The organism is Rhodococcus sp. PvP016 (genome assembly GCF_017832185.1).
Taxonomy (GTDB): Bacteria; Actinomycetota; Actinomycetes; order Mycobacteriales; family Mycobacteriaceae; genus Rhodococcoides.
In genome coordinates this window covers 1,402,264-1,427,522 of the sequence record NZ_JAFIBH010000001.1, presented here as the reverse complement: position 1 = coordinate 1,427,522, position 25,259 = coordinate 1,402,264, and the positions used below count along the sequence as shown (strand labels likewise).

Sequence of the window (25,259 nt, the reverse complement as noted above, 5' to 3'; positions counted from 1 at the left end):
GCTGTCACATCGATAGCCGTTCACTGATGGGCATCGTGTTTCGCGCCCACCCACCAAGACAAAGGCCGGAAAGTGTGTCGGCCGTCACGCGGCGCCGAGCACCCACCGAGGCCGCGACCACACCTGCCAGTACTCCGTCGTGTGGAAGCCCAGTGACGCGTAGAGCGGCACGCCGGCCGGGGAGGCGAGGCACAGATCCTGCGACGGCCCGTTCAGCCCGGTCTCGACGTGCTTGCCACCGGCGATGAGGCGCGCCGCGTGCCCGGCACGTCGGTGGTCGGGATGGGTGGCCAGCGCCCACCCCGTGACGGTGTCCCCGGCGCGGCAGGACAGCAGGCAGGAGACGAGCTCGTCGTCGACGAACAGGCCGAACGCCATGGCGTCGGGACGACGAAGTGTCTCGGCGGTGTAGACGGCGGCGGCCAGCTCGGGACCCACCCCGAACGCGAGCGACGCGACCTCCTGGCAGGCGGGCAGGTCGTCCTCTGTGATCTCGCGCACCCCGTCCACCGGGCGCGACCCACCGGTGGACCGGTGCATGAACGGCATGGCCTGCAGGCTCACCCAGCCGGCGTCGGCCAGGGTCTGCGCCCCCGAGAGGCCGGCGCCGGCCAGCATCACCAGGGCTGGTCGGCGGAGCGCGGTCACCGAGTCGATCACTCGTCCGACCTGTTCAGCGGCGTCTCCGCCGTGCACCAGGGCGAGGTTGTAGTCGGGCCGGGCCAACCCGCTGAATGCCACCCATCCGGACTCGGTCGACTCGAACGTGTGGTCCGCCCAGGAGCGCGTCGTCTGTCCGAACGACTGCCGCAGCGCCTCCATCTCGCGCTCCGACGACCGTCCGATCGGCATCTCACTCACGCCCTCACCAAAACCTTCCTGCGGTACGGAAACATCTCGTATACACTTCTCGTAGATTGTTGCGGCCACTACAAGAGCCGCCGCGGTCGAGTTCTTCCATGTAAGTCGACGATGCATTCGCCGCGGGGCGCGATATGAGCGTGACTGTCTGTCTGAACCGTAGGCAAGGAGTAAACCCTCGTGACGCACCCGTCACCAACCCGGGACACCATCGTCCGTAGCTCGCTGCACCGAGCCGGTCGACTACCCGTCGATCCGTGGACGCTGAGCGACGACGAGAACCTGTTCGACGCCGGCCTGAGTTCACACGCCAGCGTGGCCGTGCTCGTGGATCTGGAGGAATCGGCCCAGGTCGAGTTCCCCGACCACCTGCTGCGGCGCTCCACGTTCTCCACGATCGCCAGCATTCGTGACGCGTTGGACCATGTGGCCGACACGTCCGCGGCAGTGCAGACGGAGGCGAGCCGATGACCACCTCGCATCCCGACACCTCGCCGATCGATCTCCGCGGGGCCGATCTGCCCGATCTCGAGCCGGAGAACCTGCTCCCCCGCTTCGCCCGCCACGCCGAGGCCGTGCAGTACGCACAGGCGGCGCAGGAGGCGACGGCCACCCAGGTCAGCCCGCCTATCCCGCTCCGTCCCAACATCCCGGATCCGCGCAGCCGTCTGTCGCGCTGGCCGGCTCTGCACCTGAGCGCCGTGCTCGGCATCGTCCTCGAGTCGATGTTCGTCTCCCTCGCGATCCTGCTCGCGCCGTTCGACGGCCACCCGGTGATCGTGACCGTGCTGATCGTCGTCTTCGCGGTGCTGCCGCAGCGCCGTCGTCAGCGTCTCACGTTGTCGATGCTGGACGATCTGCCGCTGATGGCCGCCATCGTGCTGCTGGTCTCCATGAGCGCCATCGTCATCGTGGCGCCGTCCACCACCCTGCTCACGGCCGCCCTCATCTCCCTGTCCGTCCTGGCGGCCACCATGGCGGGCCGCGAGGCGTCCTACTTCGTCTCCCGCCGGCTGCGGCGTCGGCCGCGCTTCCAGCGCCGCACCGTCGTGATCGGCAGTGGGCTCGTGGCCACGCAGCTCGTCGAGAGCATGCAGTCCTACCCGGAGCACGGTCTCGAGCCACACGCGCTGCTGGACGATTCCCCGATGCCGGCGAGTGTGGCCAGCCACATCCCCGTCGAGCCGCTGGCGAACCAGCTGCGGACCTACATCGACCTGCACCAGATCGACACCATCGTCATCGCGTTCTCGGCGATGCGGGAGTCGGCTCTGCTGACGCTGCTGCGCGAGTGCGACCGGATGGACTGCGAGATCTTCGTGGTGCCGCGTCTGTTCGAGTTCGTGAGCGTCACCGGTGAGATGGACCGACTGCACGCCATCCCGCTGGTGCGTATCCGACGCGACGCGCACCGGTCGCTCGCCTGGCGCATCAAGCGCATCCTGAGCAGCATCCTTGCGGGTATGGCTCTCTTCGTCTTGTCCCCGCTCCTGCTCGCCATCGCGGCGGCCGTGCGGTTCTCCGATCCCAGCGCGCCCGTGCTGTTCAAGCAGCTGCGCGTCACCGGCAACGGTCAGCTGTTCGCCTGCCTCAAGTTCCGGTCGATGAAGCCCGCGTCGCGCACCGAGTCGGACACGACGTGGAACATCTCCCAGGACGACCGCGTCGGGCGACTGGGCCGCTTCCTGCGCAAGACCTCCCTGGACGAGTTGCCTCAGCTGTGGAACATCATGGTGGGCGACATGGACCTGGTGGGTCCGCGGCCCGAGCGACCCCACTTCGTCGACAAGTTCACCACCGAGATCCCGGGCTACTCCGCGCGTCACCGCGTGCCCGGCGGCCTCACGGGATGGGCTGCGGTGCACGGACTCCGAGGCGACACCTCGCTGAAGGACCGCGCGCTCTACGACAACTTCTACATCGAGAACTGGAGCCTCTGGCTCGACGTCAAGATCCTGCTCCGTACGGTCCTGTCCGTACTGCGGCGGACCGGTGGCTGAGACTCGTGACCTTTCGCCGCCTTCTGGTGGCGTGCTCAGTCCTGCTCGTGGCCGTCGTGGCCGCGGGATGGCCCGTGTACGTCCACCCGCAGACAGACCCACTCCGACCGGCCGACGCTGTCGTGGTGCTCGGGGGAAAGCCCTACGGGCGCTTCCACTACGGCATCGACATCGCCGAGCAGGGGTACGCACCGGAAGTGGTGCTCTCCAACTCGGTGGGCCCCGACGACGTACGGATGCAGCAGATCTGCAACGGCACCTACACCGTGACGGTGTCGTGCTTCCTCCCGGATCCGTACTCCACGAAGGGCGAGGCGGAGGAGATCAAACGTCGCGCCGCCGCGGAGAACTGGAAACACATCATCGTGGTCACCTACACGCCGCACCTGTCTCGGTCGCGCTACATCGTCCAGCAGTGCTTCGACGGCGAGGTCACCATGTCTCCCAACCCCACTCAGGAGGGGATCGGAGAGTGGATCGGCAGTTACATCTATCAGACTGCCGGCTACATCAAGGCTGCACTCGACAGCGAGTGCTCGTGACCGTGGCCTGACGGCCCGGACACGCGACGAACACGAACGCCGTAGTGCGGCATCGCTGCGATGCGATGCCGTCGGGGGCTACGGCGCTCGTGTTCGACGATATTCACGAGCAGCACAACAACTTTTGCCGCGACCGGCAGGATCAGAACCCGGGGATCAGACCCGGCGGAATCTGGATGCCGGGCGGCAGCTGCACACCGGGGAGACCCGGGATGGTCGGCGGAGCGGGCGCGGGGGCCGGAGCCACGTCGGGAACCTCGGCGGCCGGAGCGGGCGCCTCCACCGGAGCCGGAGCGACCGGCGGAACGGTGGTGGTGGTCGGCGGCACCGTCGTGGTGGTGGTCCGCGTGGTGGTCGCCGACGTCGTCGACGGTGCGTCCGAACTCGACGTGCCCGCCTGATCGGCCGGGGTGACGTCGGCGGTGGACTGCGACGGCGTCGCGCCGTAGCCGAGCGCGAGCCCGACGGCAGCGATCACCGCGAGACCGACGGCAGCGATGAGCGGCAGCCGTGGGCGTGACGACCGCTGTTCCGGCGCTGCGGAACCGGACCCGGACAGCCACGAGGGAGTCTCCGCCGCACGCGGATCCGCCACGTCGGGGCGGTGCTCCGAGTCGCGCGCCGCATGGTCGATGTCGCGCGCGGAGTGCTCACGGCTCTCCACGTCGCTGTAGGCCATGGTCTCCGCGGACGGTGCGCTGAGCGCTTTCTCCGGAGCCGGTGCCGGTGTGTCCTGCGTGCGCGGCTCGACCGGCCCGGCGACCGCGGGAGCGGACACCATGGGTGCCGCGACGGTCGGGGCAGGGGCAGCGGAACGCGGGGCGGCCATCGGGACGGGACCGGAGTTCGACTGCCCGTCCACGGGAGTCGCGGACAGTGCCGCACCCTTCGCGGCGACCAACTCGGGCTCTGCAGGCGTGATGGTGGGCAGACCGACCCAGCCCGCGAGCGTCGCCCGGACCAGGGGGATGCGGGACCCGCCGCCGATCATGACGAGAGCCTCGACCGGGCGGCCGGCGCGGGTGATGACGTCGCGGGTGAGCCGCGCGGACTGCTCGATGGGGACGGCGACCATCGACTCGAACGCCTCGCGGGACAGCAGGATGAGCCCGCCGATACCCGGCAGGCACACGGCGCCGCTCGAGGAGAGCTGCTCCTTGGCCACGCGGCACCGGAGCTCGAACTCGCGCCCGTCCACGTCGTCCAGACCGCTCTGCTGGCGGCCGATCTGGTTGTCGCGGATGGTGGCGTCGAACATGTTGCCGCTGACGGCGAAGCTGCGCTCCGAGGCGAGCACCTGGCCGTTGTCGAGGTCGACGACGGTGACGCTCAGACCCGAGCTGCCCAGGTCGTACAACGCGACGACGTGGAGCCCGTCGAGATCGCCCGTGGACCGCAGAAACTGCACGGCGGCATGCACTTCGGGGACGAGGCGGTAGTTGACGATGTGCTGGCGGGCCATGGCCCGGGCGACGGCACCGGCCTGCGCGTCGTCGCGGTAGGCGACGCCGGTGGCGGAGATCGACTCGGGATCAGCGGGGTCGGCCAGAATGACGCCGATGGACTCGGCCGCGAGCTGCTCGGCCTGGTCGAACGTCGTGTCGATGGCGCGGTGACGGAAGGCGGCCTCGACGCCGGCGCGCAGCCCCTGAACGGGCCTGGCCAAGCGCACAGCACTGGTGCCCACCGACACTCCCAGTACTGTCATGAGCCGCCTTGTCCGGACCGATGTACCGCACGACGAACCCGACGCGCGCGTGCAATCACAGAGTGTAACCAGGCCGCACCATCGCCGTCACATCGACTGTTATGACCGTACAAACGGGCCACGCGTCCGCTTTGTCCGGAGGCAGGTCACGCGTAGGGCATGCGCGCGGTCTCCGGATCGCCGAACGTGACCGCTCGTTCCCGCCGAGTTCCCGAGGCGAGGGTCGCGGCCCAGTTGATCAAGGTGCCGGCACGGTTGCGTCGACCCGAGAGGAACGCGATGTGGATCGCGCCCCACGCGGCCCACCCGGCGAGGCCCGAGAGCTGGATCGGGCCCGCCTGCAGCAGTGCGTGTCGACGCGCGATGTAGGCCGCGCTGCCGAGATCGTGGTACTTGAAGGGCGACGACGCGCGCGTCCCGTTCTCGATGGTCTTCGCGATCATCGCGCCCGCGTGGCGGCCACCCTGCATGGCGACCTCCGCGACGCCGGGCAGGTCGTCGAGAGCGGCCACGTCGCCCACGACGTACACGTTCGGGTGCCCGGCGACCGAGAGGTCCTTCTCCACCGGGATACGTCCGCCGCGTGCCTGCGTGACGCCCAGTGCCGACGCCAAGGTGCCGGCGAACGGCACCGCCTCTACGCCCGCTGTCCACAGCACCGTGTGGGTGTCGTACATCGTCTTCTGCTTGTCCGCCTTGCGGGTGACCTCGATGCGGTCGGCCGTCACGTCGGTCACGTGGACGCCGAGGTGGGTCTCCACCCCGATGTGGTCGAGGGTCTTCTGAGCCTTCGCCGACAGCCTGGCGTCGAACGACTCGAGGACGCGGTCACCGCCGTGGAACAGCAGCACCCGCGCCTCGCTCGGGTCGATCGCGCGGAACTCGTGCTCGAGCGCGCCCACCGCGAGTTCACGGATCTGTCCGGCGATCTCCACGCCGGTGGGGCCGCCACCGGACACCGCGAACGTGAGCCAGGGCCGGCGCTCCTCGGGAGTGGGCAGCGATTCGGCCATCTCGAAGGCACTGATGAGCTTGCGGCGGATCGCGAGCGCGTCGTCGACGGTCTTCATGCCGGGCGCGTACTTCGCGAACTCCTCGTTGCCGTGATAGCTCTGCCGCATACCGGCAGCGAACACGAGGTAGTCGAAGGGCAGCTCGAAGGTCGACCCGTCGATGCGCGAGGCGGTGAGGCGGCGCTTCTCGAGATCGATGCCCGACGCCTCCCCGAGCGCGACGTGGGTGTTCTTCTGCCGACGTAGGAGGTGCCGCAGCGGCGAGGTGATGGACCCCTCGGACAGCAGGCCGGTGGCGCACTGGTAGAGCAGCGGTTGGAAGACGTGCGATGTGCCGCGGTCGATCACGGTGACGTCGCCGTCGATGTGGCGCAGTCGTCGGGCGGCGTACAGCCCGCCGAATCCGCCGCCGACGACGACGACACTCGGGCGCTGTCGTGAGAGTTCATCAACCATGCTCGAAATCCTGTCACGTGAGGTCGCAGTGGTGTAACGAAGTGGTGCGTCGTCACGACCCTGTGAGTAGGTTTGCCTTTCACCATTCTTCCCAGCCGAGAGTTGCCAGTCGATGTTCCGTGTTGTGGGTGACTGGTGGAGTCGACCGTTCGACTACTCCGCGATGCCCGGCTACATGGCGCAGCGCGGACTGCAGCGGCCCTACCGCCACATGATGGCCGCAGTGGTGCTCATGGTGGTGCTCGCCGGCTCCCTCATGCTTTTCACCAGTGGGGCACCTTCCTCACCGCTCGCACGCGGCGCGTTCATCGCCGCTCTGGTCACCGGCGCCGTGTCGGCGCTGCTGTGGCTCCGCGGGACGTGGCCGTCTCGTCGACAATCCCTCGTCTTCCTGTTCGGCGACGACGTGGCGCTGGTGGTGGGACTGTCGATGCTGGCCGACGTGCAGGCCTCGTTCACCGTGTCCGTGGTGTTCGCCCTGCTCGGCATCTACTGCGGCTATTTCCACTCGATCCGCACGCTCATGGCGCACATCGCGCTGACGGTGGCCGTGTCCCTGTACTTCTTCGTCTCGGCCGCCGTGGAGGGCGGCAGAGACGTGGCCTACCTGTCCGTTCTGCTGGTCGTGCAGTTGGCGCTGTTCCTCCTCGCACCGCTGCTCTCGCAGATCCCGCTGTCCAACCTGCGCGACGACGCGTACCAGTCGGGTACCGATCCGCTGACCGGGGCGCTCAACCGCCGGGGGCTCGGCGCAGTGGTGCACGCGCCGCTGCTGGCGACGGCGCGCCACGACGAGGTGGTGGCGATGATGGTGATCGACCTCGACAGGTTCAAGTCGGTCAACGACCGCGTGGGTCACGACGGCGGAGACGAGGTGTTGCGACGGGTCTCCGAACGGTTGCAGACCCGTACGGCCGATTGGGCGTACGTCGCCCGTCTCGGCGGTGAGGAGTTCTGCGTCGTCGGCATCGTGCCGTGGGCGGAGATGCGGAACCGTCTCGACGACGTCCACGCCGCCGTCCGGTGCGACGCCGACGAGGTACCCGTCACGGCGAGTGCCGGAGTCGCCTGGATCCCCGGCAACAGGTGGACCCGCAACGCCGACGACGTCGATCTGCTGATCCGCCGCGCCGACCGGCTGATGTACGAGGCGAAGCGCGCGGGAGGGGACAGCCTGCGGTTCGACGACCAGGCGTACACCACGACGGACAGCGTGCGCGCCTGAGACCGGCACGCACCTACACTCCGCTCATGCATGTCCTCTACGTCTGCACGGGCAACATCTGCCGCTCCCCCACCGCGGAACGGTTGACCGCCGCGTTCGCCCGTGATCTGAAGCTGGACGTGACCACCGACAGCGCCGGCACGCGTGCGGTGATCGGGCACGGTGTGCAGGCCGAGGCGGCCCGCGTTCTCGAGTCCCTGGGCGGCGATCCCACCGGGTTCGTGGCCCGCCGGCTCACCCCGACCATCGCGTCCGGCGCGGATCTGGTGCTGACGATGACCTCGCGGCACCGGGACGAGGTGCTGACGGTGGCGCCCCGCAACCTCCGGCGCACGTTCACCCTGCTCGAGGCCGCGGAGTTCGCGCGGCGCACCGGTGTGATCGACCCTGCCGCGTGGGTCTCCGAGCGCGCGGCGAACCCGGTGACGCAGCTCGACATCATGGATCCCATCGGTCAGTCGACCGACGTGTACGAGCGGGTGGGCGACGCCATCTCCGAGGCGCTCGGCCCCCTGTTCGAGATCTGGGCCGCCCGCTGACCTCTGTTCGGACTGCCACCAGCCGTTTCCCCGGCTACGGTATGAACCGGCTCGAGGACACGGGCGGAAACGGAGCACGGAGACCATGCGTGAGAGAGCTGCCGTCGCCGTCGTGACGGGTATCGCCGCGGCCGCCCTGGCCGGCGGGCTCACCGTCGCTGCCGCCGGCGGGGTGTTCGACGCGGACGTTCGTCGGGTCTCTCCCCCACCCATCGACGGCACGGTCGCCGTCGTGGGCAGCCTGACCTACGCCCCCACCATCGAGGTGCCGCCGTCCCCGACGTGGCAGATCGCACCCGTCACCACACCCCGGCGCACCACCACGCCGCCTCCGACCACCACCGCATCCACGACCGCCGACGAGCCGACCACCACGACGCGGCGCACCCGCACGTCCACGACCACCACCGACGCGGACGACGCCGAGTCGGGAGACACAGAGTCGGGGGACAACTGACGGTGCGGCGTCCCCCGGCCGCCCCGGCACTGTTCGGTCTCGTGCTGGGACTGTCGACTGCGCTCGGACATCACTACGTCGTTCCGCGGATCTACGTCGACGCCGAACCGCCGCCCCACATGTCACCGACCGATGTCGGGTACATCAGCGTCTCCGACTACCTGCGCCACGTCGACGGCCCCACCTGGTGGCCGACCGTTCTGGTGCTTCCTCTTCTGGGGGCCCTGATCGGTGTCGCCTGCGGGCTGACGTACAACTATGTCTCCCGCCGGCACCTCGTGGGCCGAGCGATCGGCATCGTCGTCGCGATGACCGTCACGGGTGCAGCAGTGGGTGCCGCCGGTGCGATCGTCTCGACCGTGCACCCGCCCGTCGTCCACATCGTCGGAGTGACCGACTCGTCCTTCGCGGTGGCACCGACACCTGACGGCGCGTCCTTCGACGACACCGTCGTCGACAACGTTCCTCGCCTCGACGTCGACGCGATTGCTGTCGGTTACACCGTCACCGGCGCCCTTCTCGGCGCACTGGTAGGCGTCGCCCTCGTGAACCGCCGCCGTCAGGACTGATACGGACGGCGAGGCGGCGGACGCATCGTCGATCGGCTCGGAACCTGCTCCGCGTCGTACCCGTTGCCGGCCTCGTACCCGTTGCCGGCGGCCTCGGCCTGACGTCGAGCAGCTCGACCGCCATGGCTCCGAGTGGGCTCGTAGCGAGGCGCGGGGTAGGTCTCGGGGGCCGGTTCGGGGGTGGGCTCCGGTGCGGGTTCGGGGACCACGACCGGCGCTGCCGGCCGCACGGCGGCGGACGGAGCGTCCTGACGAGCGACGGTGGTGTCGGTCTCGTAGTAGTGGCGGTAGTCGTAGTCCCGCTTGCCGCGCGACGGGGCCATCGTGAGGATGACGCCCAGGATCGGAGCGCCCACCTGCGTCAGGTTGCCCAGTGCACGGGTGAGTTCGTCGCGCTTAGTGTGGCCGTGGCGCGCCACGACGATGGCGCCGTCGGCGTGCGCCGTGATGACGGACGCGTCGGTGACGGGCAGCAACGGCGGTGCGTCGACGACGACGTAGTCGAAGCTCGCGCGGAGCGTGTCCATGACGGTGCGGGCCGCCTCGGAGCCGAGCAGCTCGGACGGGTTGGGCGGCAAGGGTCCGGAGGCGAGCACGTCGACGCCGTGGAACTTGGTCGGCTGCAACACTTCCTGCACGTCCGCCTGCCCGGAGAGCACGGTGGAGAAGCCGACGGACCCGACGAGGCCGAGGTACTTCGAGACACGGGGACGACGCAGGTCGCCCTCGATGAGCGCCACGCGGTGGCCGGCCTCGGCGAGGACCAGCGCGAGGTTGACGGCCGTGGTCGTCTTGCCCTCGGCGGGCACGGCGGACGTCACGACGATGACACGGGGCGGCGAGTCCACCTCGAGGAATTGGAGGTTGGTGCGCAGTTCGCGGAACGCCTCGGCGGTGCCGGAGGACGACTCGGCGAAGGAGAGCGCTGCCTCCTCCTTGATCGTCTTGTCGAAGGGCACGACGCCGACGACGGGAACGCCCGAGAGATCGGCGAGGGCGGCGCGGTCCTTGATGGTGTTGTCGAGCCGGTCGCGGATCACGGCGAGCGCGATACCGAGCAGCAGACCGACGGCGACACCGAGCGCGAGGTTGCGGGTGGTCTTGGGCGAGATCGGGCCGGTGGGCACCTGCGCCGGTTCGACGACGCTGACCTGGGCCAGCGGAGCGCCGCCGCCGGGAGGCGTCTCGAGATCGTCGACGAAGTCCACGAAGGTGGTACCGATGCCGTTGGCGAGGTCGCGCGCCGTGGTGGCGTTCGAGTCGGACACGCACGTGTCGATGAGCACGGTGTCGGGTGAGGACGTGGTGCGGACCTTCGACGCCAACGTCGACGGGCTCATGGAGAGGCCGAGGCTGTCGATGGTGCGCTGCGCGACGCTCTCGCCGCCGAGGAGCTGCGTGTAGGAGGCGACGCGCTGCTGCGAGGCCAGGTTGCCCTGGTACACCTCGGTCACCGAGGACGACGACGAGCCGGTGGAGACGTAGAGCCGCGTGCAGGCCTCGTAGACGGGCGTGGACACGAGCGAGAACACCAGTGACGCCGCTGCGGCGATCACCGTGGTCAGCACTATCACGATCCACCGCGCGCGGAGAATCCTCACGTAATCAGATATCTCCACCGAGACGACTCCTCACATCGATGACGGCCGGACCGAGCATCCGGACCACACATCAGGGGCAAACTTCTGGACTCACCTTAACCATGTCGTGACCGTCGGGCATCTCGGAACAGGGCGAAAGCCCCGCTCCGGTTTTTACGCGATAAATGTGAGAAACACCGATTTCCGAATTCACGACCGTCTCGTGAGCACTGCATACTTCGACCTGCTCCGCTCGCCGTGTGGCACAGTTCACCACGTGACCAAGCTCGACCGCACCGATGCTCGCCTGTTGCTCGCGCTCTGCGACATCCCTCGCGCCACCGGAGTCCATCTCGCCTCGGTCCTCGGGCTGGCTCGAAACACGGTCCAGGCCAGGCTCTCTCGTTGGGACGACTCACATACTCTCGCCCCGATGGACCGGCTCGTGTCCCCTCGGGACCTGGGGTATCCCCTTCGTGCGTACGTGGGCGCGGTGACGGACCAACACCGCCTCGAAGCGGTCATCGATCGACTACGAGACATCGCCGAGGTGACCGAGGTGGTCGGTGTCTCGGGCGGAGCAGATCTCCAGATCGGCGTCTCGGCTGCCGACGCCGATGATCTGTATCGCGTGGCCGGACTCATTCTCGCGGTCCCCGGAGTCGAACGCACGACGGTCTCCGTGGTCATGCGTGAAGCAATTCCGTATCGCACCAGACCTCTGATCGAAAGACTTGCGCGCGAGAACGACAATTCCTGATGCCGCTCCTGTTACTCGCACGCAAAACAAGGCTCGAGACCGACGGAAGCGCGTAACAGTCCCTCGACGCAGGTTCCACGCTGATACCGTCCGACAGGTGATACGCCCGGGGTCTGCAGACCGCAGTCGTGGCCGTCCCCAAGCAGCAATCGTCGACATGGTTCGTCGCCGTATCGCCGTGTTGATCCCGTCCTTCGCCGTCCCCGGCATCCTGACGATGTTCAGCGCCGCCGGCCCGGCCGCCGGCGCTCCGCGTGTCGCCGCCATCGTCGTCCTGCTCTCCACCGTTCCCGTGGCCGCGGCGGTCGCCACCGCCCGTAAGTCGTTCACCTGGTGGCGCCGCGCCCGCATTCAGCGCGCGGTCGCCGTGGCCTTCACCGTCTACGCCGACGTGGGGACGTCCATCTTCCTTCTGCTGTGCAGCAGTCACGCCCTGGGTCTGGCCGGGTGCGCCCTGTTCGCCGTCATCAGCTCGTACGTCGCGTTCTTCGGTGGACGTGCCACCGTGGTGGTGCATCTGGTGCTGACCACCGTGGTGATCGCCTGGATGACGGCGCTGGTGCTGCGTGAGCAACCGATCGGCGCCATGGCCACCATCGCCGCGGCGACGAGCATCTGGTTGGCAGTCAACGGGACGATGTCCATCGTCAGCACGTCGTCGATCTCCCTGCATCGACACCTCGAGCGCCAGATCGACAGCGCGCGGACCGACCCGCTGACGGGACTGCTCAACCTGCGGGGTCTCGAGGTGCAGGCGAAGCGGCAGCTCCGCGGACGCTCACAGGTGGGATTCCTGCTCGTCGACCTCGATCACTTCAAGTGGGTCAACGATCATCACGGCCACATCGCGGGCGACGGCGTGCTCGCGCTCGCTGCGCAACGCCTGCGGGATCACCTGGGTGATCGCGCGGTGGTCGCCCGTCGCGGCGGCGAGGAGTTCCTGGTGGTGCTCGACGCGCAGTCCACCGAACTGCACGCTCTCGCCGAGTCGATCCGCGTCGCGTTGTCCGATCCGGCCGACCTCATCCCGGTGACGGTGAGCATCGGGGTCTCGTGTCTGGACACCACTCGGATGACGGCGGCCCCGATCGCCTCGACCATCAACCACGGCATGCACCTCGCGGACATCGCCATGTATCGAGCCAAGGCCGCGGGCCGCAACACCGTGGTGGTCTACGCCGAATCCTGAGTCAGCGCAACACGTCAGGAGTCGAAGCGCCGGGGCGGCACCAAGTTCGTCGGCCGGTGGATCAGCTCCGACGATCCGATGTCCGCCGGCGCAACGTTCTGCGCGGCGATGATCGCGGCGGCGTGCTCGCTGTCCGTGGTGCCGTGCGCCCGCGCCAGGCGGGACAGCCGAGTGCGTGCCGCCGCCGTGGTGTCGTCGAAGAACTCGGCCAACACACCGGTCGCACCCGAGATGGTGGCCGCGCCGCTGAGTACGGCCTGCACGGCGGCCGACGCGTCGACGCGTCGCATCTCCGACGCTCCGGTGGTGAGAGCGAGCGCCGTCAGGTCGGCGAGCATCTGTCCCAGCTCGTCCGGGCGCTGGGTCCCCCACGGCTCGGCGGTGTAGACGGCCAAGGCGCCGAGTCCGACGCCCAGCGCGACGATGGGATAGGCCCGCACGGCGCCCACTCCGCTCTCCTCGGCGAGAGCGCGGTACTGCTCCCACCGGCTGGTTCCCGCCGCCGAGGCGTCACCGATCATGGCCACGGCCGTTTCCCGGGCACTGGTGCGGACGGGGCCGGAGGTGAAGAGTCGTTCGTCGGCCGCCGCACTGCCGACGCTGGCGGTGGCCACGGCGTGCAGCGCGTCGCCGTCCAGCAAGGAGATGACGGCGATGTGTGCGTCGAACCCGGTGAGTGCGGTGCCCGCGATGCGTTCGAGGAGAGCGGGCAGGTCGAAGCGAGTGACCAGCGTGGCGGTGATGTCGGCGAGGGCGAGCCGAGTGGGCGTCGTGTTCACCGGGGACCTCCGTTGTCTCGTTCGGCTCTCATGCTGATCCGACGGGCCACGACGTCGGCGGCGACCTCGGTGACGCTGAGCCCCCGCGCGAAGGCGTGCGCGCGCAGACGATCCATCGCCACATCGGTGGTCACGGCCAGTTGCACCGCGATCATGCCCGCCGCCACGTAGACGTCGGCGCGGCTGTACGGGCCCGCGCCCTCGATGGCGGCGACGTCCTCCGATGCCAGCGCGTCCTCCGGGGGCGCCGCTGCATCGGCGGTGCCGTCCGGGTTCACGTAGTGCCCGAGCACCGTACGCGCGATCGCGACGGCGCACATGCGGGCCGCGTCGTGCTCGACGTCGGTCAGATCCACGGGAGTCGAGCGGTAGAGCTCCAGGACGCCGAACGACGAGGCGCCACCCAGCAGCGGGTAGGCGTACATCCCGCGAGCGCCCAGGGTGGCCGCGCCCTGGCCGAAGATGGGCCAGCGGGCCGCGGAATCGGGCGAGCGGATGTCGCCCACCCGGACCGGCTCGGCGGAGCGGTGCGCATCGATGCACGGGCCTTCACCCACGGTGAACTGCAGTTCGTCGAGCTGCTGCGAGAGGGCGTCGGTGGCGAAGACGAGTTCACGCACATCGTGCGAGGTGCCGAGAAGCGCGACCGCGGCACCGTCGACACCCGTCAGCCGAACCGACGTCTCGGTGACGTGGCGGATGCCGGTGAACGACGATGCGCCGTCACGCGAGGCACCGTGACGATCGTCGTCGCGGGTGGGGTCCTCGGGCATGGAATCCACGAGCGAACCTCCTCAGGACGCACTGTGCGCCTCGACACCCAGTGTCCCACGCGCGGTGTCCCGGACGCGGAATGCGCCTGTTACTTTCCGATCCCGCTGCGGAGCAGCTTCCACGGGACCGCGGCGGACTCGAGCTGCACCGCGAGGCTCATCTTGGAGGTGCCGTCGACGCGCTCCTCGAAGCGGATGGGCACCTCGGCGATGCGGAGCCCGTGCTTGATCACGCGGTAGTTCATCTCCACCTGGAAGGCGTAGCCGTTGCTGCCGACGGACGCGACGTCGATGGTGCGCAGCGTCGATGCGCGCCAGGCCTTGAAGCCGGCCGTCGCGTCCTTGACCTTCAACCGCAGGATCGCGTTGACGTAGAGGTTGGCCCACTTCGACAGTGCCTTGCGGTGCCACGGCCAGTCCTCGGCGACGGCGCCGCCCGGCACGTAGCGCGATCCGAGCACCACGGCGGCGTCCGACTCCTCCAGGCGCTGCACCATGCGTGGAATGGCCTCGCACGGGTGAGAGAGATCCGCGTCCATCTGTACGACGATGTCCGCCCCCTCCTCCAGCGCGCGCAGGATGCCCGCGACGTACGCGCGGCCCAGCCCGTCCTTGGTGGTGCGATGCAGAACACTCACCGGGATGGCGGCGGAGGTGGTGAGTCCGTCCGCCACATCGCCCGTCCCGTCCGGCGATCCGTCGTCGACCACGAGGACGCCGAGGTTCTTCATCTGCAGGTCGGTGAGCATTCCGACCAGCTTGGGAAGGTTCTCGCGCTCGTTGTACGTGGGTACGACGACGGTGATGCGGGGGTCAGCGGAGGCTTCGGACACTGTGGAATGGTGATGGATCGGCCGGTAGATCGCAAGAACCGGACACGTCCGGCGACGCTGGCGCGCGCGCAAACCCGGTTGACCTGGTCAGTCACGCGTGTAACGGCACGACGCGCACATGCAGGTGTACGCATGGTCACGTCGAGCCCTCAGTGCGGATCGTGACCGCACCCAGCTGAGAAGACGACCCAGTAATCGCACGACTGGACATTCTGCACCCACCGGCCCGAGTCATCGAGTCGGAGTCGATCTACCGCTCTCGACGGGATCGTCGACGTCCCGCTGCAACCGATGGGCGCCCGCCGCCGCGACCACCACGAAGAAGGTCAGGAACCCGGAACTGGCGTCCATCATTCCGCTCTCGAGAATGCTGCGACCGACGGAGAACACGAGGAGGACAACGAGCAGCACCGACACCGGACGCACGGCGGCCACCGCGGCGGATGCACCGAACACGATCAGTCCCACCAGGAGAAGCAGTCCGATGTACCCCGCCTGCACCAGCGTGGACACCCAGGTGCTGTCGAGAGTCTGACTCGACCAGTACTGACCGCTCACCGGAATGATTTTGCGAGACATGCCGGCACCGAGAAGATGCTGCAAGGGCTCTCGTGCAAGATCGACGGCTGCACTCCACGCGATGGTGCGGGAGTTCAAGGTCGCAGTGTTACCCGTACCGCCTCGATCGAGGAACCCGGCTACTGCATCGGTGTAGAGGAAGACGTAGACGAGCAACGGAAGGCTGGCGAACGCCGCCACCATGACGGTCGCGCGGACGTGCCGTGCGCGGACGAGGGCGAGCAACGACGACGCCACCAACAGCGCGATGCCCGTGCGCGACGCCGTCGCGAGGACGATGCCCGCGAGGGTTGCCGTCAGCAGTACGAGGCCTGCGGTGCGCTCGACATAGACCGCCCGCCAGAACAGCACGATGAACGGAACGCCGCACAGAATCGCGATCTCGTTGGGCGCAATGGGCGGCACACCACCGGAGAGCCGCCCCGAGGCGAGCGTGGGCAGGCCGGTGAGTGCGGCGAACAGTCCCACGGCCAACATCACGCGGGTGAGAGCGGCGATCACGTCGAACGGGTGGAACGACGTCAACAACGAATGGACGACCACCGCCGCGAGACCTACTCGGAGCACCAACGCGAGGCTGGGGACGAGGTCGCCGTACATCGACGCCCCGACCGCGGAGGCGGACAAATAGAGCCCCAGCAGGAGAAACGGTGCGGCCGGCACTCGCCGGTGGGTGGCACGCCCGGTCGGCAGCGCTATCGCGGCTGCGATCACCGTGATCGCAGCCTTGAGAAGCACCACGGTGTCGAGGCCGCCCGAGAAGTAGACCCCGCGGCGCCATGGAATGGATGCGACCACCAGGAGGAGAAGCGGTATCCACAGCCTGCGTGGCAGATGGGTCGTCAGGGCGGGGAAACGACCTCCCGGAGCGATCGGGGCGGTCCGGCCCTCGATGCCCGGACCGGAAACTGAGCCGAGAGTCATCCCGCGATGCCGGACCGTTCCGAGTCCACCACCGTCAGCTCGCGCCACCACTTCACCAGTGCCAGCGCCAGTGCGGCCGCTGCGGCGACGAAGAAGAAGCTGTAGACGACTGCGAACACCGAGGGGAAGCCCAGCAGGAGAAACGCGACGCACAGCGCGCCGTAGTCGGTGGGAAGCAACAGGTACATGCGGAGGGGATGCTCCCGGTCGCCGTCGACCGGAGCCGCGGGCGCCGACGGGTTCTTGGCTCTGAGTGACCACATCAGGATCCAGCCGAAGAATGTCGTGGACGCGACGATGGTGTAGCCGAGCGGGATCAGCAGTGCCGCCGTGCTGTCGAAGGGCGACCAGCGAAACCACGCGACGAGAACGGCAGAGTGGAGAGTCAGCGTCTTGATGCAGTCGACCGTGTGGTCCAGCCATTCGCCGCGGACCGATCCTCGCCCGGCGAGCCGGGCCAGCTGACCGTCCACGGAGTCCATGACATAGCCGGCCATCAGGGCGAGGCCCACGACGATGCCGACCCACCATGTTGGCTGCACCAGTGCGATCATCGCGATGCCCACCCCGGAACACAGAGCACTGAGACCCGTCGCCTGGTCGGGCGTCATGCCGATGGTGCTGGCGTACGCCGCCACACGTCGGCCCAGCGGACGGTTGACGAGCCGCGAATAGGCGGCGGTTCCGCGGGCGGGTTTCTGAGCGGCCCGCAGACGGTGCAGCGCAGACCGGTACGGAGAGGGGCCGGCGTCATGCATGAGATGTTCCGTTCTGAGGTCGATACAGACTGTTCGGTTGATGATAACCTTTGATTCACCTGTTTTTCGCGTAGAAGCAATCGCTGACTTCGCTCAATGCTGGAGAAACCCTCATGCGCCACGGAATCGTCGGGTACGCCCCGGGGGTCTACGACCTGTTCCACGTCGGACACCTCAATATCCTCAAACACGCCCGCAGCCAGTGCGATCATCTGGTCGCCGGCGTGGTCTCCGACGAGATGTGCGAACTGGCCAAGGGCCAGCGGCCGTTCGTCCCCGCTGCCGAGCGTCTCGAGATCGTCTCTCACATCTCCTACGTCGACGAGGTGTTCGAGGAGGTCGTCCCGGACAAGCTCGACACATGGAAGTCCGTGCGGTTCGACAGAATCTTCAAGGGCGACGACTGGCGCGGCACTCCGCGCGGTGATCGACTCGAACGCGACTTCGCCACCGTCGGAGTGGAAGTCGTCTACTTCCCCTACACAGTGCATACGTCCAGCACGATGTTGAGGCGCGCACTCAACCTTGTTCTGGATGCAAGCGACTCCATCGAACGCGCGGCGCAGGCATGACCACAGTTCTGCTCGCGCACCCGTCTGCCGAGTTGTACGGCTCGGACCGGATGCTTCTCGAGTCGGCGCGTGCCCTTCTGCGTCGTCATCGGGTGGTCGTGGCGCTGCCGGCCACCGGGCCGCTGGTCACCGCTCTGGAGAGTGAAGGGGCCGAGGTGGTGGTCGTACCGGTCCCGGTACTCCGCCGAGACTCTCTGCGGCCGAGAGGTTTCGCTCGGTTCGTGAGCTCGGGCGCACTCGCCGTCCGACCGATGGTCGACGTGCTGCGCCGCTACCGGGTCGACGCGCTCTACGTCAACACCATCGTCCTCCCGCTGTGGACCATGGCCGGCCGCGCCGCCGGTGTTCCGACGCTGTGTCATGTCCACGAGGCCGAGTTCATTCGCAACTCCCTCGTGCGCGGTACCTTCTTCGCACCGCTCCGGTGTGCGGACTCGGTGGTGTTCAATTCCCACACGAGTGCCTCCACTGTCACGATGCCGCGGAGTCGCGTCATCTACAACGGTGTGGTCGGACCGAGCAGTTCCACCGCGGTGCGTGAGCATCTCGGCTCGCCCGTACGCCTGGTTCAGGTGGGAAGGATCTCCGAGCGCAAGGGCACCGATGTCGCGGTCCGTGCAACACAGTTGCTCGCAGACCGTGGTCTGCAGGTTCACCTCACAGTGGTCGGTGACTCGTTCGCCGGGAACGAGGCGTTCGAACGTCGGGTGCGCGCGAGCGCTGGTGCCAACGTGACCTTCGCAGGCCACCGGACCGATGTGTGGGACAGCCTCGCCTCGGCAGACATCGCCCTGGTCCCGTCGAGGCTCGAGCCCTTCGGAAACGTTGCAGTGGAGGCCATGTTGAGTGGTCGCCCCGTCATCGCATCCGCCACTGAGGGTCTTCTGGAGATCGTCGATCATGGACGCACGGGCCTTCTGGTCGACCCGGGGAACAGTCGAGACCTTGCCGACGCTGTCGTCGCGCTCACCTCGGACTGGACGGCCGCGACGGCCATGGCGACGTCAGCGCTCAATGATGCCACGCGACGCTTCTCCCTCGAGCGCTACCACCGGGAGGTCGTCGATGCGGTGGCCGATCTTCTGAACGTGGACTTCGCCGTTGCCGCCTGACACCGCGAAAGCTGCTCGCCGCGTCCGGTTGGGCAGGGTCGCGTCCTCGGCGGGCGGAGCCGTGGTCACTCAGTTCGTGCTGGCCGGTGCCAGTCTCGTACTCCAAGCCGTCGCTGCCCGCTTCCTCGGCGCCGAGGGCTTCGGTCACTTCGTTCTGATCTACGGCGCACTCGTTCTCGGAATCGCTTTGTACACGAGCTGGTTCGGCGACGCACTGACCGTATTGGACAGATTCGATCCTCGCGTTCGCGCGGCCCTGCTACGGTCCCTGATTCTCGGCGGCGCGATGGTGAGCGGCGCCGTCGCCGTGTTCGGGAACGTCTTTCTCGACGGGCGCGAGACCGCAGCAGCGGCGGCCGTCGCTGCCGCCTGGGTGCTGAACGAAAGCGTCAGACGCATCTATTCGGCTCGCACCGCTTTCTGGGCGCTCGCGAGCAACGACGCACTGGGTGCAGCCGTCACGCTGGCGACACTCACCGCGTTCGCGGTCCTCGGAGGCCGCCTGACTCTCACGCAAATGTTCTGCGCCATGGCGATCGGGTATGTCGGGGCTGCCGTGCTGGGCGCGGTGCGCCAACCGCGAGAGGAGTTGCGGAACCCCGGCATCCGCGATGCAGCTGTCAGGGACGTCGCCGGATTCGCAGCGTGGCGGTCGTTACAGGCCGGTGTTCGTCCGTTGTCGCTTCTGGTGTCCCGTGTCCTCGTGGGATCGTTCGGTGGTGCGACAGCACTGGCCGGCGTCGAGGCCGCCCGGTTGTTGCTGGCACCCGCGTTGACCGTGGCCAACGGGTCCGGTTCCTATTTCCTGAGCACCTTCGCGTCCAGGAGCACGTCGGGCCGAGCCCCTCGGTCCCGCGATGCAGTTCGTGGCGCCGCGGTTCTCGGCGGAGCCGTCATCGCAGTCGGCGTCACGGCCGTCGCATTGACCGAGCCGCTGTCCCGCTTGCTCACGGGCGGCGAGTTCGATGTCGACGTACGTGCTGTTGTCGGATGGGCGCTGTACACCACCGTCTTCGCCGCGACCCTGCCGATGACGAGTCTTGCCACCGCGCGCCGCCGTTCGCGCTTCGTATTCGGACTTCGAGCGCTCGAGATGACTTGCGGCCTCAGTGTTCTCGCCGCTGTGCTGACGATGAATTCTGCAGCCTCCTGGGCGGCGCCCTACTGTTTGAGCGCCGGCGGAGTCATCACAGGGCTGTTGCTGTGGGCACACCTGAGGCGGGGCGATCCGCAGTGACATGAGTGCGGACGGTGGAGGATCGGGGCGTGGTGCCGGATCCGACCGCTGAAATCCTGGGCCCACTGATCTCCTGTGGCAGGTGACGCCGGAGAAGAGTGTCGTACTGCTCGCAGATGGAATCCCACGAGTAGTGGTGTCGGGCTCGCTCCTCGGCACCAGCGCCGAGCCGGTGCTGAACCGTCGGCGCCTCCAACAATGCCGTGACAGCTGCGGCGATCTCCGGTGCGGTAGGAGGCACGAACACTGCGTTGTCGCCAAGCACCTCGCGATTGAACACGGTGTCTCGAGCGACGGTGGGAGCACCGCATGCCATGGCCTGCACGAGAGCCGGGTTGGTGCCCCCGACGCTGTGTCCGTGAAAGTATGCGCCGGCGTGGCGCCACAGCGCGAACAGTTGCTGGTCGTCGTGCACATGGCCGAGCCAGCGGACGCGGGTGTTCTCTGCGGCCAGCTTCTCCGCCTTGGCATCCAGCTCGCCGCCGTAGCCCGAGCTGCCCACCAACACCACGTCGTGCTTCTCTGCGATCACCGACGCCGCCTCGAGGAACTCGTCGACGGTGTTCTCAGGAACGAAACGTGAGACCAGCAGCGCATACTTGCCCGAGGTGAGCCCGAGGGGCACATCGAGCATGCCGGGAACGGTCCCGCCGTAGGCGATGGTGGTTCCGTCCCGGCCGAATCCGGTCTGCCACCTGTCTGCGATGCCCACCGAGTCGAAGATCAGGGATGTCGCATGGGTCGCGGTGAGCTTCGCTCCGAGCCGGAAAGCACGTCGAGCGTTCGCTCCCCACTTCTCACGCTCCCACTCGATGCCGTCGACGTTGACGACGGTCGGAATGCGCGCTGCTCTCAGGAACGGCAACCAGAAGCCATTGGCGACATTCATGATCAACGCGACGTCAGGCCGACGACGGACGGTGGACAGCGCCGAGGTGGCACCGAAACTCAACGTGCTCAGCGACTGGGTGTCGACGCCGCGAGAGACGACCGACTGGATGCGCATGTCACGGGCCGGGTCGTCGTCGACGGTCGCGCCGGGTCGGCTGTACACCGAGACGTCCCAGCCCGTGTCTGCCAGGTACGGAGCGAGGGTGCGCACGAGGGTCTCGAACCCGCCGTAGTAGCTGGGGTATCCGCGGGTGCCGAGGATGGCGACATGACGAGCCACAGGGGTCTCCTGATGTGGGGCAACGAAAGTGCTGACACCACCGCAGGTTTAGAGCAGCGCAGCCATTCTGGGACGACAGGGGTCGGACGACGCCGACAGTTCACTTGCTGTTCTCATTAAAGCACCCCAGAACCGACGAAACCACCCCGAACCAACCTTTCTGCCGGTTTTGACCCCAGTTTGCGTGCCACGTAGATCGAACGGATGACACCCGGCGTTACCTGCGTTCGCCACACCACCCGCTTCCTGACATCGCGCGCACCGCCGCGATGGCCGTCGAAATGCTCGAACACCATGGCCGGCGCACACGCAGGCCATCAGCCCCTGTGGAGTGCTGTGGGTCAACCGAAGTTGCACGCGTAGCGCGGTACAGATGCGTGGCACAGTGCGGTTGCCTGCGAGTTGGGCACCGCGGGGCCGCCCCTCGTCCAACGTCGAGTTTTAGACCACTCCGCTTGTAGCGGCAATCGTTACCGAATCTGACGCGCGGTTCGCACTTCCCGGCTCGCATGACGCTGCCTGACGCCAACTGCAGCCCGCGATGGTGCATGATCTGCCCATGCCCAGCATTAGCGAGTTCTGGCAGGTCACCGACGACGCATGCCGCGCATACGAGAGCGCTTTGCAAACAACGCTCTCGCGGGCGCGCTGGCGATCGTTACTCAACCCATCGATCCGCGCGTCAGTGGTGTTCACAATGGCGTCTCGCGCGAGCCGCAGCCACGTGCTTTGGCGTAACTGGGCGGTCAGGTCCTTCTCGTCCGACGTTTCGAAAGGAGCGCACTTCGACGGGCCGCCGATCCTGCCGCACCCGATCGGCATCGTCGTGGGCAGGGGAACGCGCGTCGGCCGAGACGTCACCCTGTATCAGAACGTGACGCTAGGAACCGACGCATCCGGTCGCTATCCCAAAGTCGGCGACGGCACCATAATATACACCAACGCTGTCGTCTATGGTGGCGTTAAGTTGACTGCCGGTACACGGATCCGTGCTGCTGCGGTTGTGGGTCCGGCGCCACTGCATGGCGTTCCTGACACGCGCTGAAACCGTCCGGTACGGCACAATACCCGTATGGCATCGACAACTCGGGACCGTTCACGTTTGAGTGATCCATGGTTCATTTTCGCGGGCTTGACACTTCTCGCGTGTGTAGTCGGGATTGCCTATGGCGTGTATGTCGCAGCAAATCGACCCGCGCAGTCAAGCGAGGGGCTCGGCGCGAGCATTCCGCAGTCGCGACAGTACGACTACCTGAACGTCTCGATAATTGGAGATTCGTACACCGACGGTGCTGGTGTAAATAACCGCGGCCTTGCGTACACCTCTCGCGCTGCGCAGTCGCAGTGCTGGGAGGTCAACCGGGTGGCCCAGTCCGGCACCGGGTACACCAATCCTGGTAGCCGCGACGACTCCCGCCCGTATACAGACCCGGCTCGCATCCGAGCCGCACTGGCTTCCAATCCTCAGCTGATCATCGTGCAGGGCAGCATCAGCGACGAGAAGCGTTCAGGGTTGCGGGATGCAGCCTTGACGGTCTTTACAGCCCTACGAGCTCAAGCGCCACGCGAGACCAAGGTAGTCGCTGTCGGACCGACCACGCCACCTGACGCCGACCCCGCAGCGATAGGCGACGTGCGCGACGCAATTGCGTCAGCGGCCGATGAAGCCGGTGTGCCTTTCATTGATCCGATTCAACGCGGGTGGCTCAGGGATCCAGGCGCCTATACCCCTGACGGCCTGTACCTTAACGAAAGTGGCCACCTTCAATTTGCGAATGACCTCGTTCAAGCGTTGCTTGAGACGGATCTTGTGGTCGGCGACAGTTGCGCCCCTATCCCAGCGTCGTAGTGATTCGTCAGCTTCGACGAGTACGCTGACGTCGCCGCTTGACGTTCTATGCAGGATATCTTAGTACAAATTGGTAAGCCGACGAGCGATACGGCCAACAAGCACTGTGTCAGCCCCACCGTCTGCTGGCCACCGCGCGCACCGCCGCTATCAGAGTTGAAATAACTGCGCACCACACCATGACTGGCGGTCCGCCACTGATCATCAAGCCCACCGCGGCGCACAGCAACAACACTGCGAGCGCGGCCATGGTGGTACGCCCGTACCGACGACTCACCGACGACCGCTGCCCTTGTGTCCCTTGGTTTCGCTGGACGGTTCAGGAACCGCGCGGCCGGAAATGACGCGCTCTTCGCACGAGGTTTCTCCCCCGCCGATCTCCCCGACCAGCCCGCCGATGCTCGCGCCCACAGCCACACCAAGGGGGCCGCCCGCGGCCCCCAGCATCCCGCCCACGCTGGCGCCGCTGAGAGCGCCGGTCATCATGCCGGACGAGCACTCGTCCACTGCGGTCTCCCACGACTCAACGAGACTCTGCACAGTGTCCGATGTGGTTGTCGCCGCGGCAGTTCCCGCTCCGCAGACCAGCGCAACACCTGCACCCAAAACCACGATGATTACTCGACTTGTTCGCACGATTCATCCCCCGATGTGTTGCCGAGGACGACGGTGTGTCGCCCCCACATCAGGTAAACAGTCAGCCGAGCCGGAATCCATGACGCTCACGCACGTTCTGGCATTGACTACACGCGCGCACGGTCAGCCTCGGAGGTCACCCCCGATTCGGCGGTGTGATCACTCCCGGAGGTGGCCGACGTTCTGCCGGTACCACTGCACCGTGGTGCGAATTCCGTCTCTGAGCCCTACCGTCGGCTCCCACCCGCTTCCGCGGAGCGTGGAGACGTCGAGCAACTTTCGAGGCGTTCCGTCGGGCTTCGTGGTGTCCCACTCGATGCGCCCCTCGTAACCGACTGCGTCGGCCACGATCGTCGCGATCTCCTCGATGGTCTGGTCCTCGCCGGTACCGACGTTGACCTGTTGCGGACCATCGAAGTGCTCCAGCAGATGGAGGCATGCCGACGCCATGTCGTCGACGTGCAGGAACTCCCGCCGGGGCGATCCGGTGCCCCAGTTGGTCACACTCTCAGCCCCAGCGGTGGCAGCCTCGTCATAGCGTCGGATCAAGGCCGGCAACACGTGAGAACCCTCGGGCGAGAAGTTATCGCCCGGACCGTACAAGTTGGTCGGCATGGCAGAGATCCAGGGCAAGCCATATTGCCGTCGAACCGACTGGATCTGCAGAATGCCGGCAATCTTGGCGATCGCATACGCATCGTTGGTCGGTTCCAGCAGGCCGGTGAGAAGTGAGTCTTCTCTGATCGGCTGCTCTGCGTACTTGGGGTAGATGCAGGACGATCCGAGGAACAGCACACGGGACACGCGCTGCTCGAGCGCTGCATCCAACACATTGACCTGGATCTGCAGGTTCTCGCTCAGAAAATCGACGGGGTAGGTGCTGTTAGCCAGAATGCCGCCGACCTTCGCGGCCGCTAGGACTACGACCTGCGGCTCGGTGTCTCGGAAGAACTCGAACACTGCATCCCGGTTCTTCAGATCAAGTTCCGACGACGTGCGCCCGATCAGGTTGGAGAAACCCTCGCTCTCGAAGTGTCGCCATAGGCTGGAGCCGACCAGACCACGGTGACCGGCGATGTAGGTCGGCGCGTCGCGATCGAGAGGGCCAGCGGTGAAGTCGGTGGATGTGTCGGTCAC

General features: G+C 67.2%; 26 protein-coding genes. 14 read left to right on the top strand and 12 right to left on the bottom strand.

The window, feature by feature from the left end; translation table 11 throughout:
• Positions 1–84: 84 nt before the first annotated feature.
• Positions 85–861, bottom strand: a complete 777-nt coding sequence (locus tag JOE30_RS06705) for a GNAT family N-acetyltransferase (RefSeq protein WP_204869906.1) — start codon at positions 859–861, stop codon at positions 85–87.
• Positions 862–1,041: 180 nt separating this feature from the next.
• Between JOE30_RS06705 and JOE30_RS06700 the strand changes: the two genes are divergently transcribed.
• The 3 genes from JOE30_RS06700 to JOE30_RS06690 are packed head-to-tail and all read left to right on the top strand — an operon-like array spanning position 1,042 to position 3,403.
• Entirely contained in the window at positions 1,042–1,332 is a 291-nt protein-coding gene (locus JOE30_RS06700) for a phosphopantetheine-binding protein (protein WP_307806088.1), read from the top strand.
• The gene (locus JOE30_RS06695) at positions 1,329–2,861 is read left to right on the top strand and encodes a sugar transferase (RefSeq protein ID WP_204869905.1); all 1,533 of its coding nucleotides are present in this window, start codon (positions 1,329–1,331) and stop codon (positions 2,859–2,861) included. Before JOE30_RS06700 ends, JOE30_RS06695 begins: the two co-directional genes overlap by 4 nt.
• Before the next feature lie 5 nt (positions 2,862–2,866).
• Positions 2,867–3,403: a YdcF family protein gene (locus tag JOE30_RS06690; RefSeq protein WP_307806087.1), complete on the top strand. Its 537-nt coding sequence runs from the start codon at positions 2,867–2,869 to the stop codon at positions 3,401–3,403.
• A gap of 142 nt (positions 3,404–3,545) precedes the next feature.
• On the opposite strand, the gene JOE30_RS06685 is transcribed toward JOE30_RS06690, so the two are convergent.
• Together JOE30_RS06685 and JOE30_RS06680 are read right to left on the bottom strand one after the other, a co-directional pair.
• Positions 3,546–5,111 (bottom strand): Hsp70 family protein, encoded by a 1,566-nt coding sequence (locus JOE30_RS06685; protein ID WP_204869904.1) that lies wholly within the window; start codon positions 5,109–5,111, stop codon positions 3,546–3,548.
• A 146-nt stretch (positions 5,112–5,257) separates the two neighbouring features.
• A complete protein-coding gene (locus tag JOE30_RS06680) occupies positions 5,258–6,580 on the bottom strand; it encodes an NAD(P)/FAD-dependent oxidoreductase (RefSeq protein ID WP_204869903.1) in 1,323 nt (440 codons plus the stop codon).
• Between the two features lie 112 nt (positions 6,581–6,692).
• Here JOE30_RS06680 and JOE30_RS06675 point away from each other — a divergent pair, with 112 nt between their 5' ends.
• The 4 genes from JOE30_RS06675 to JOE30_RS06660 all read left to right on the top strand — a co-directional run bounded on the left by JOE30_RS06675 (position 6,693) and on the right by JOE30_RS06660 (position 9,370).
• Complete coding sequence (locus JOE30_RS06675) at positions 6,693–7,805, top strand: diguanylate cyclase (protein WP_204869902.1); 1,113 nt, start codon at positions 6,693–6,695, stop codon at positions 7,803–7,805.
• A gap of 26 nt (positions 7,806–7,831) precedes the next feature.
• Positions 7,832–8,344: a low molecular weight phosphatase family protein gene (locus JOE30_RS06670; RefSeq protein WP_204869901.1), complete on the top strand. Its 513-nt coding sequence runs from the start codon at positions 7,832–7,834 to the stop codon at positions 8,342–8,344.
• 85 nt (positions 8,345–8,429) lie between these two features.
• The gene (locus JOE30_RS06665) at positions 8,430–8,801 is read left to right on the top strand and encodes a hypothetical protein (protein WP_204869900.1); all 372 of its coding nucleotides are present in this window, start codon (positions 8,430–8,432) and stop codon (positions 8,799–8,801) included.
• Between the two features lie 2 nt (positions 8,802–8,803).
• Positions 8,804–9,370 (top strand): hypothetical protein, encoded by a 567-nt coding sequence (locus JOE30_RS06660; protein WP_204869899.1) that lies wholly within the window; start codon positions 8,804–8,806, stop codon positions 9,368–9,370.
• Here the strand turns inward: JOE30_RS06660 and JOE30_RS06655 are convergent.
• Positions 9,361–10,989, bottom strand: a complete 1,629-nt coding sequence (locus JOE30_RS06655; RefSeq protein WP_204869898.1) for a polysaccharide biosynthesis tyrosine autokinase — start codon at positions 10,987–10,989, stop codon at positions 9,361–9,363. The two genes, JOE30_RS06660 and JOE30_RS06655, sit on opposite strands and share 10 nt — an antisense overlap.
• A 238-nt stretch (positions 10,990–11,227) precedes the next feature.
• Between JOE30_RS06655 and JOE30_RS06650 the strand changes: the two genes are divergently transcribed.
• On the top strand, positions 11,228–11,710 hold the full coding sequence (locus tag JOE30_RS06650; RefSeq protein WP_027506980.1) for an Lrp/AsnC family transcriptional regulator: 483 nt from the start codon (positions 11,228–11,230) through the stop codon (positions 11,708–11,710).
• A gap of 157 nt (positions 11,711–11,867) precedes the next feature.
• A complete protein-coding gene (locus JOE30_RS06645) occupies positions 11,868–12,899 on the top strand; it encodes a diguanylate cyclase (protein WP_204869897.1) in 1,032 nt (343 codons plus the stop codon).
• A gap of 14 nt (positions 12,900–12,913) precedes the next feature.
• Here the strand turns inward: JOE30_RS06645 and JOE30_RS06640 are convergent, their stop codons facing one another.
• The 5 genes from JOE30_RS06640 to JOE30_RS06620 form a co-directional block, all read right to left on the bottom strand.
• Positions 12,914–13,678: a GAF domain-containing protein gene (locus tag JOE30_RS06640; protein ID WP_204869896.1), complete on the bottom strand. Its 765-nt coding sequence runs from the start codon at positions 13,676–13,678 to the stop codon at positions 12,914–12,916.
• Positions 13,675–14,451: a GAF and ANTAR domain-containing protein gene (locus JOE30_RS06635; RefSeq protein ID WP_239533467.1), complete on the bottom strand. Its 777-nt coding sequence runs from the start codon at positions 14,449–14,451 to the stop codon at positions 13,675–13,677. The genes JOE30_RS06640 and JOE30_RS06635 overlap by 4 nt, the downstream gene beginning before the upstream one ends.
• An 89-nt stretch (positions 14,452–14,540) precedes the next feature.
• Positions 14,541–15,284 (bottom strand): polyprenol monophosphomannose synthase, encoded by a 744-nt coding sequence (locus JOE30_RS06630; protein ID WP_204869894.1) that lies wholly within the window; start codon positions 15,282–15,284, stop codon positions 14,541–14,543.
• 231 nt (positions 15,285–15,515) lie between these two features.
• Positions 15,516–16,787: an O-antigen ligase family protein gene (locus tag JOE30_RS06625; protein WP_204869893.1), complete on the bottom strand. Its 1,272-nt coding sequence runs from the start codon at positions 16,785–16,787 to the stop codon at positions 15,516–15,518.
• Entirely contained in the window at positions 16,784–17,545 is a 762-nt protein-coding gene (locus tag JOE30_RS06620; protein ID WP_204869892.1) for a CDP-alcohol phosphatidyltransferase family protein, read from the bottom strand. Before JOE30_RS06620 ends, JOE30_RS06625 begins: the two co-directional genes overlap by 4 nt.
• Before the next feature lie 113 nt (positions 17,546–17,658).
• Between JOE30_RS06620 and JOE30_RS06615 the strand changes: the two genes are divergently transcribed.
• The 3 genes from JOE30_RS06615 to JOE30_RS06605 all read left to right on the top strand — a co-directional run bounded on the left by JOE30_RS06615 (position 17,659) and on the right by JOE30_RS06605 (position 20,466).
• Entirely contained in the window at positions 17,659–18,117 is a 459-nt protein-coding gene (locus JOE30_RS06615; protein WP_204869891.1) for an adenylyltransferase/cytidyltransferase family protein, read from the top strand.
• Positions 18,114–19,229 (top strand): glycosyltransferase family 4 protein, encoded by a 1,116-nt coding sequence (locus JOE30_RS06610; protein ID WP_204869890.1) that lies wholly within the window; start codon positions 18,114–18,116, stop codon positions 19,227–19,229. The genes JOE30_RS06615 and JOE30_RS06610 overlap by 4 nt, the downstream gene beginning before the upstream one ends.
• A gap of 61 nt (positions 19,230–19,290) precedes the next feature.
• Positions 19,291–20,466 (top strand): hypothetical protein, encoded by a 1,176-nt coding sequence (locus JOE30_RS06605; protein WP_204869889.1) that lies wholly within the window; start codon positions 19,291–19,293, stop codon positions 20,464–20,466.
• Here JOE30_RS06605 and JOE30_RS06600 read toward each other — a convergent pair.
• The gene (locus JOE30_RS06600; protein ID WP_204869888.1) at positions 20,417–21,637 is read right to left on the bottom strand and encodes a glycosyltransferase; all 1,221 of its coding nucleotides are present in this window, start codon (positions 21,635–21,637) and stop codon (positions 20,417–20,419) included. The two genes, JOE30_RS06605 and JOE30_RS06600, sit on opposite strands and share 50 nt — an antisense overlap.
• 559 nt (positions 21,638–22,196) lie before the next feature.
• Between JOE30_RS06600 and JOE30_RS06595 the strand changes: the two genes are divergently transcribed.
• Positions 22,197–22,682 (top strand): hypothetical protein, encoded by a 486-nt coding sequence (locus JOE30_RS06595; protein ID WP_204869887.1) that lies wholly within the window; start codon positions 22,197–22,199, stop codon positions 22,680–22,682.
• A 27-nt stretch (positions 22,683–22,709) separates the two neighbouring features.
• Positions 22,710–23,486 (top strand): SGNH/GDSL hydrolase family protein, encoded by a 777-nt coding sequence (locus JOE30_RS06590; RefSeq protein ID WP_204869886.1) that lies wholly within the window; start codon positions 22,710–22,712, stop codon positions 23,484–23,486.
• A 273-nt stretch (positions 23,487–23,759) separates the two neighbouring features.
• Here JOE30_RS06590 and JOE30_RS06585 read toward each other — a convergent pair whose 3' ends face one another.
• Entirely contained in the window at positions 23,760–23,993 is a 234-nt protein-coding gene (locus tag JOE30_RS06585; protein ID WP_204869885.1) for a hypothetical protein, read from the bottom strand.
• Between the two features lie 288 nt (positions 23,994–24,281).
• Entirely contained in the window at positions 24,282–25,259 is a 978-nt protein-coding gene (locus tag JOE30_RS06580; RefSeq protein ID WP_204869884.1) for a GDP-L-fucose synthase, read from the bottom strand.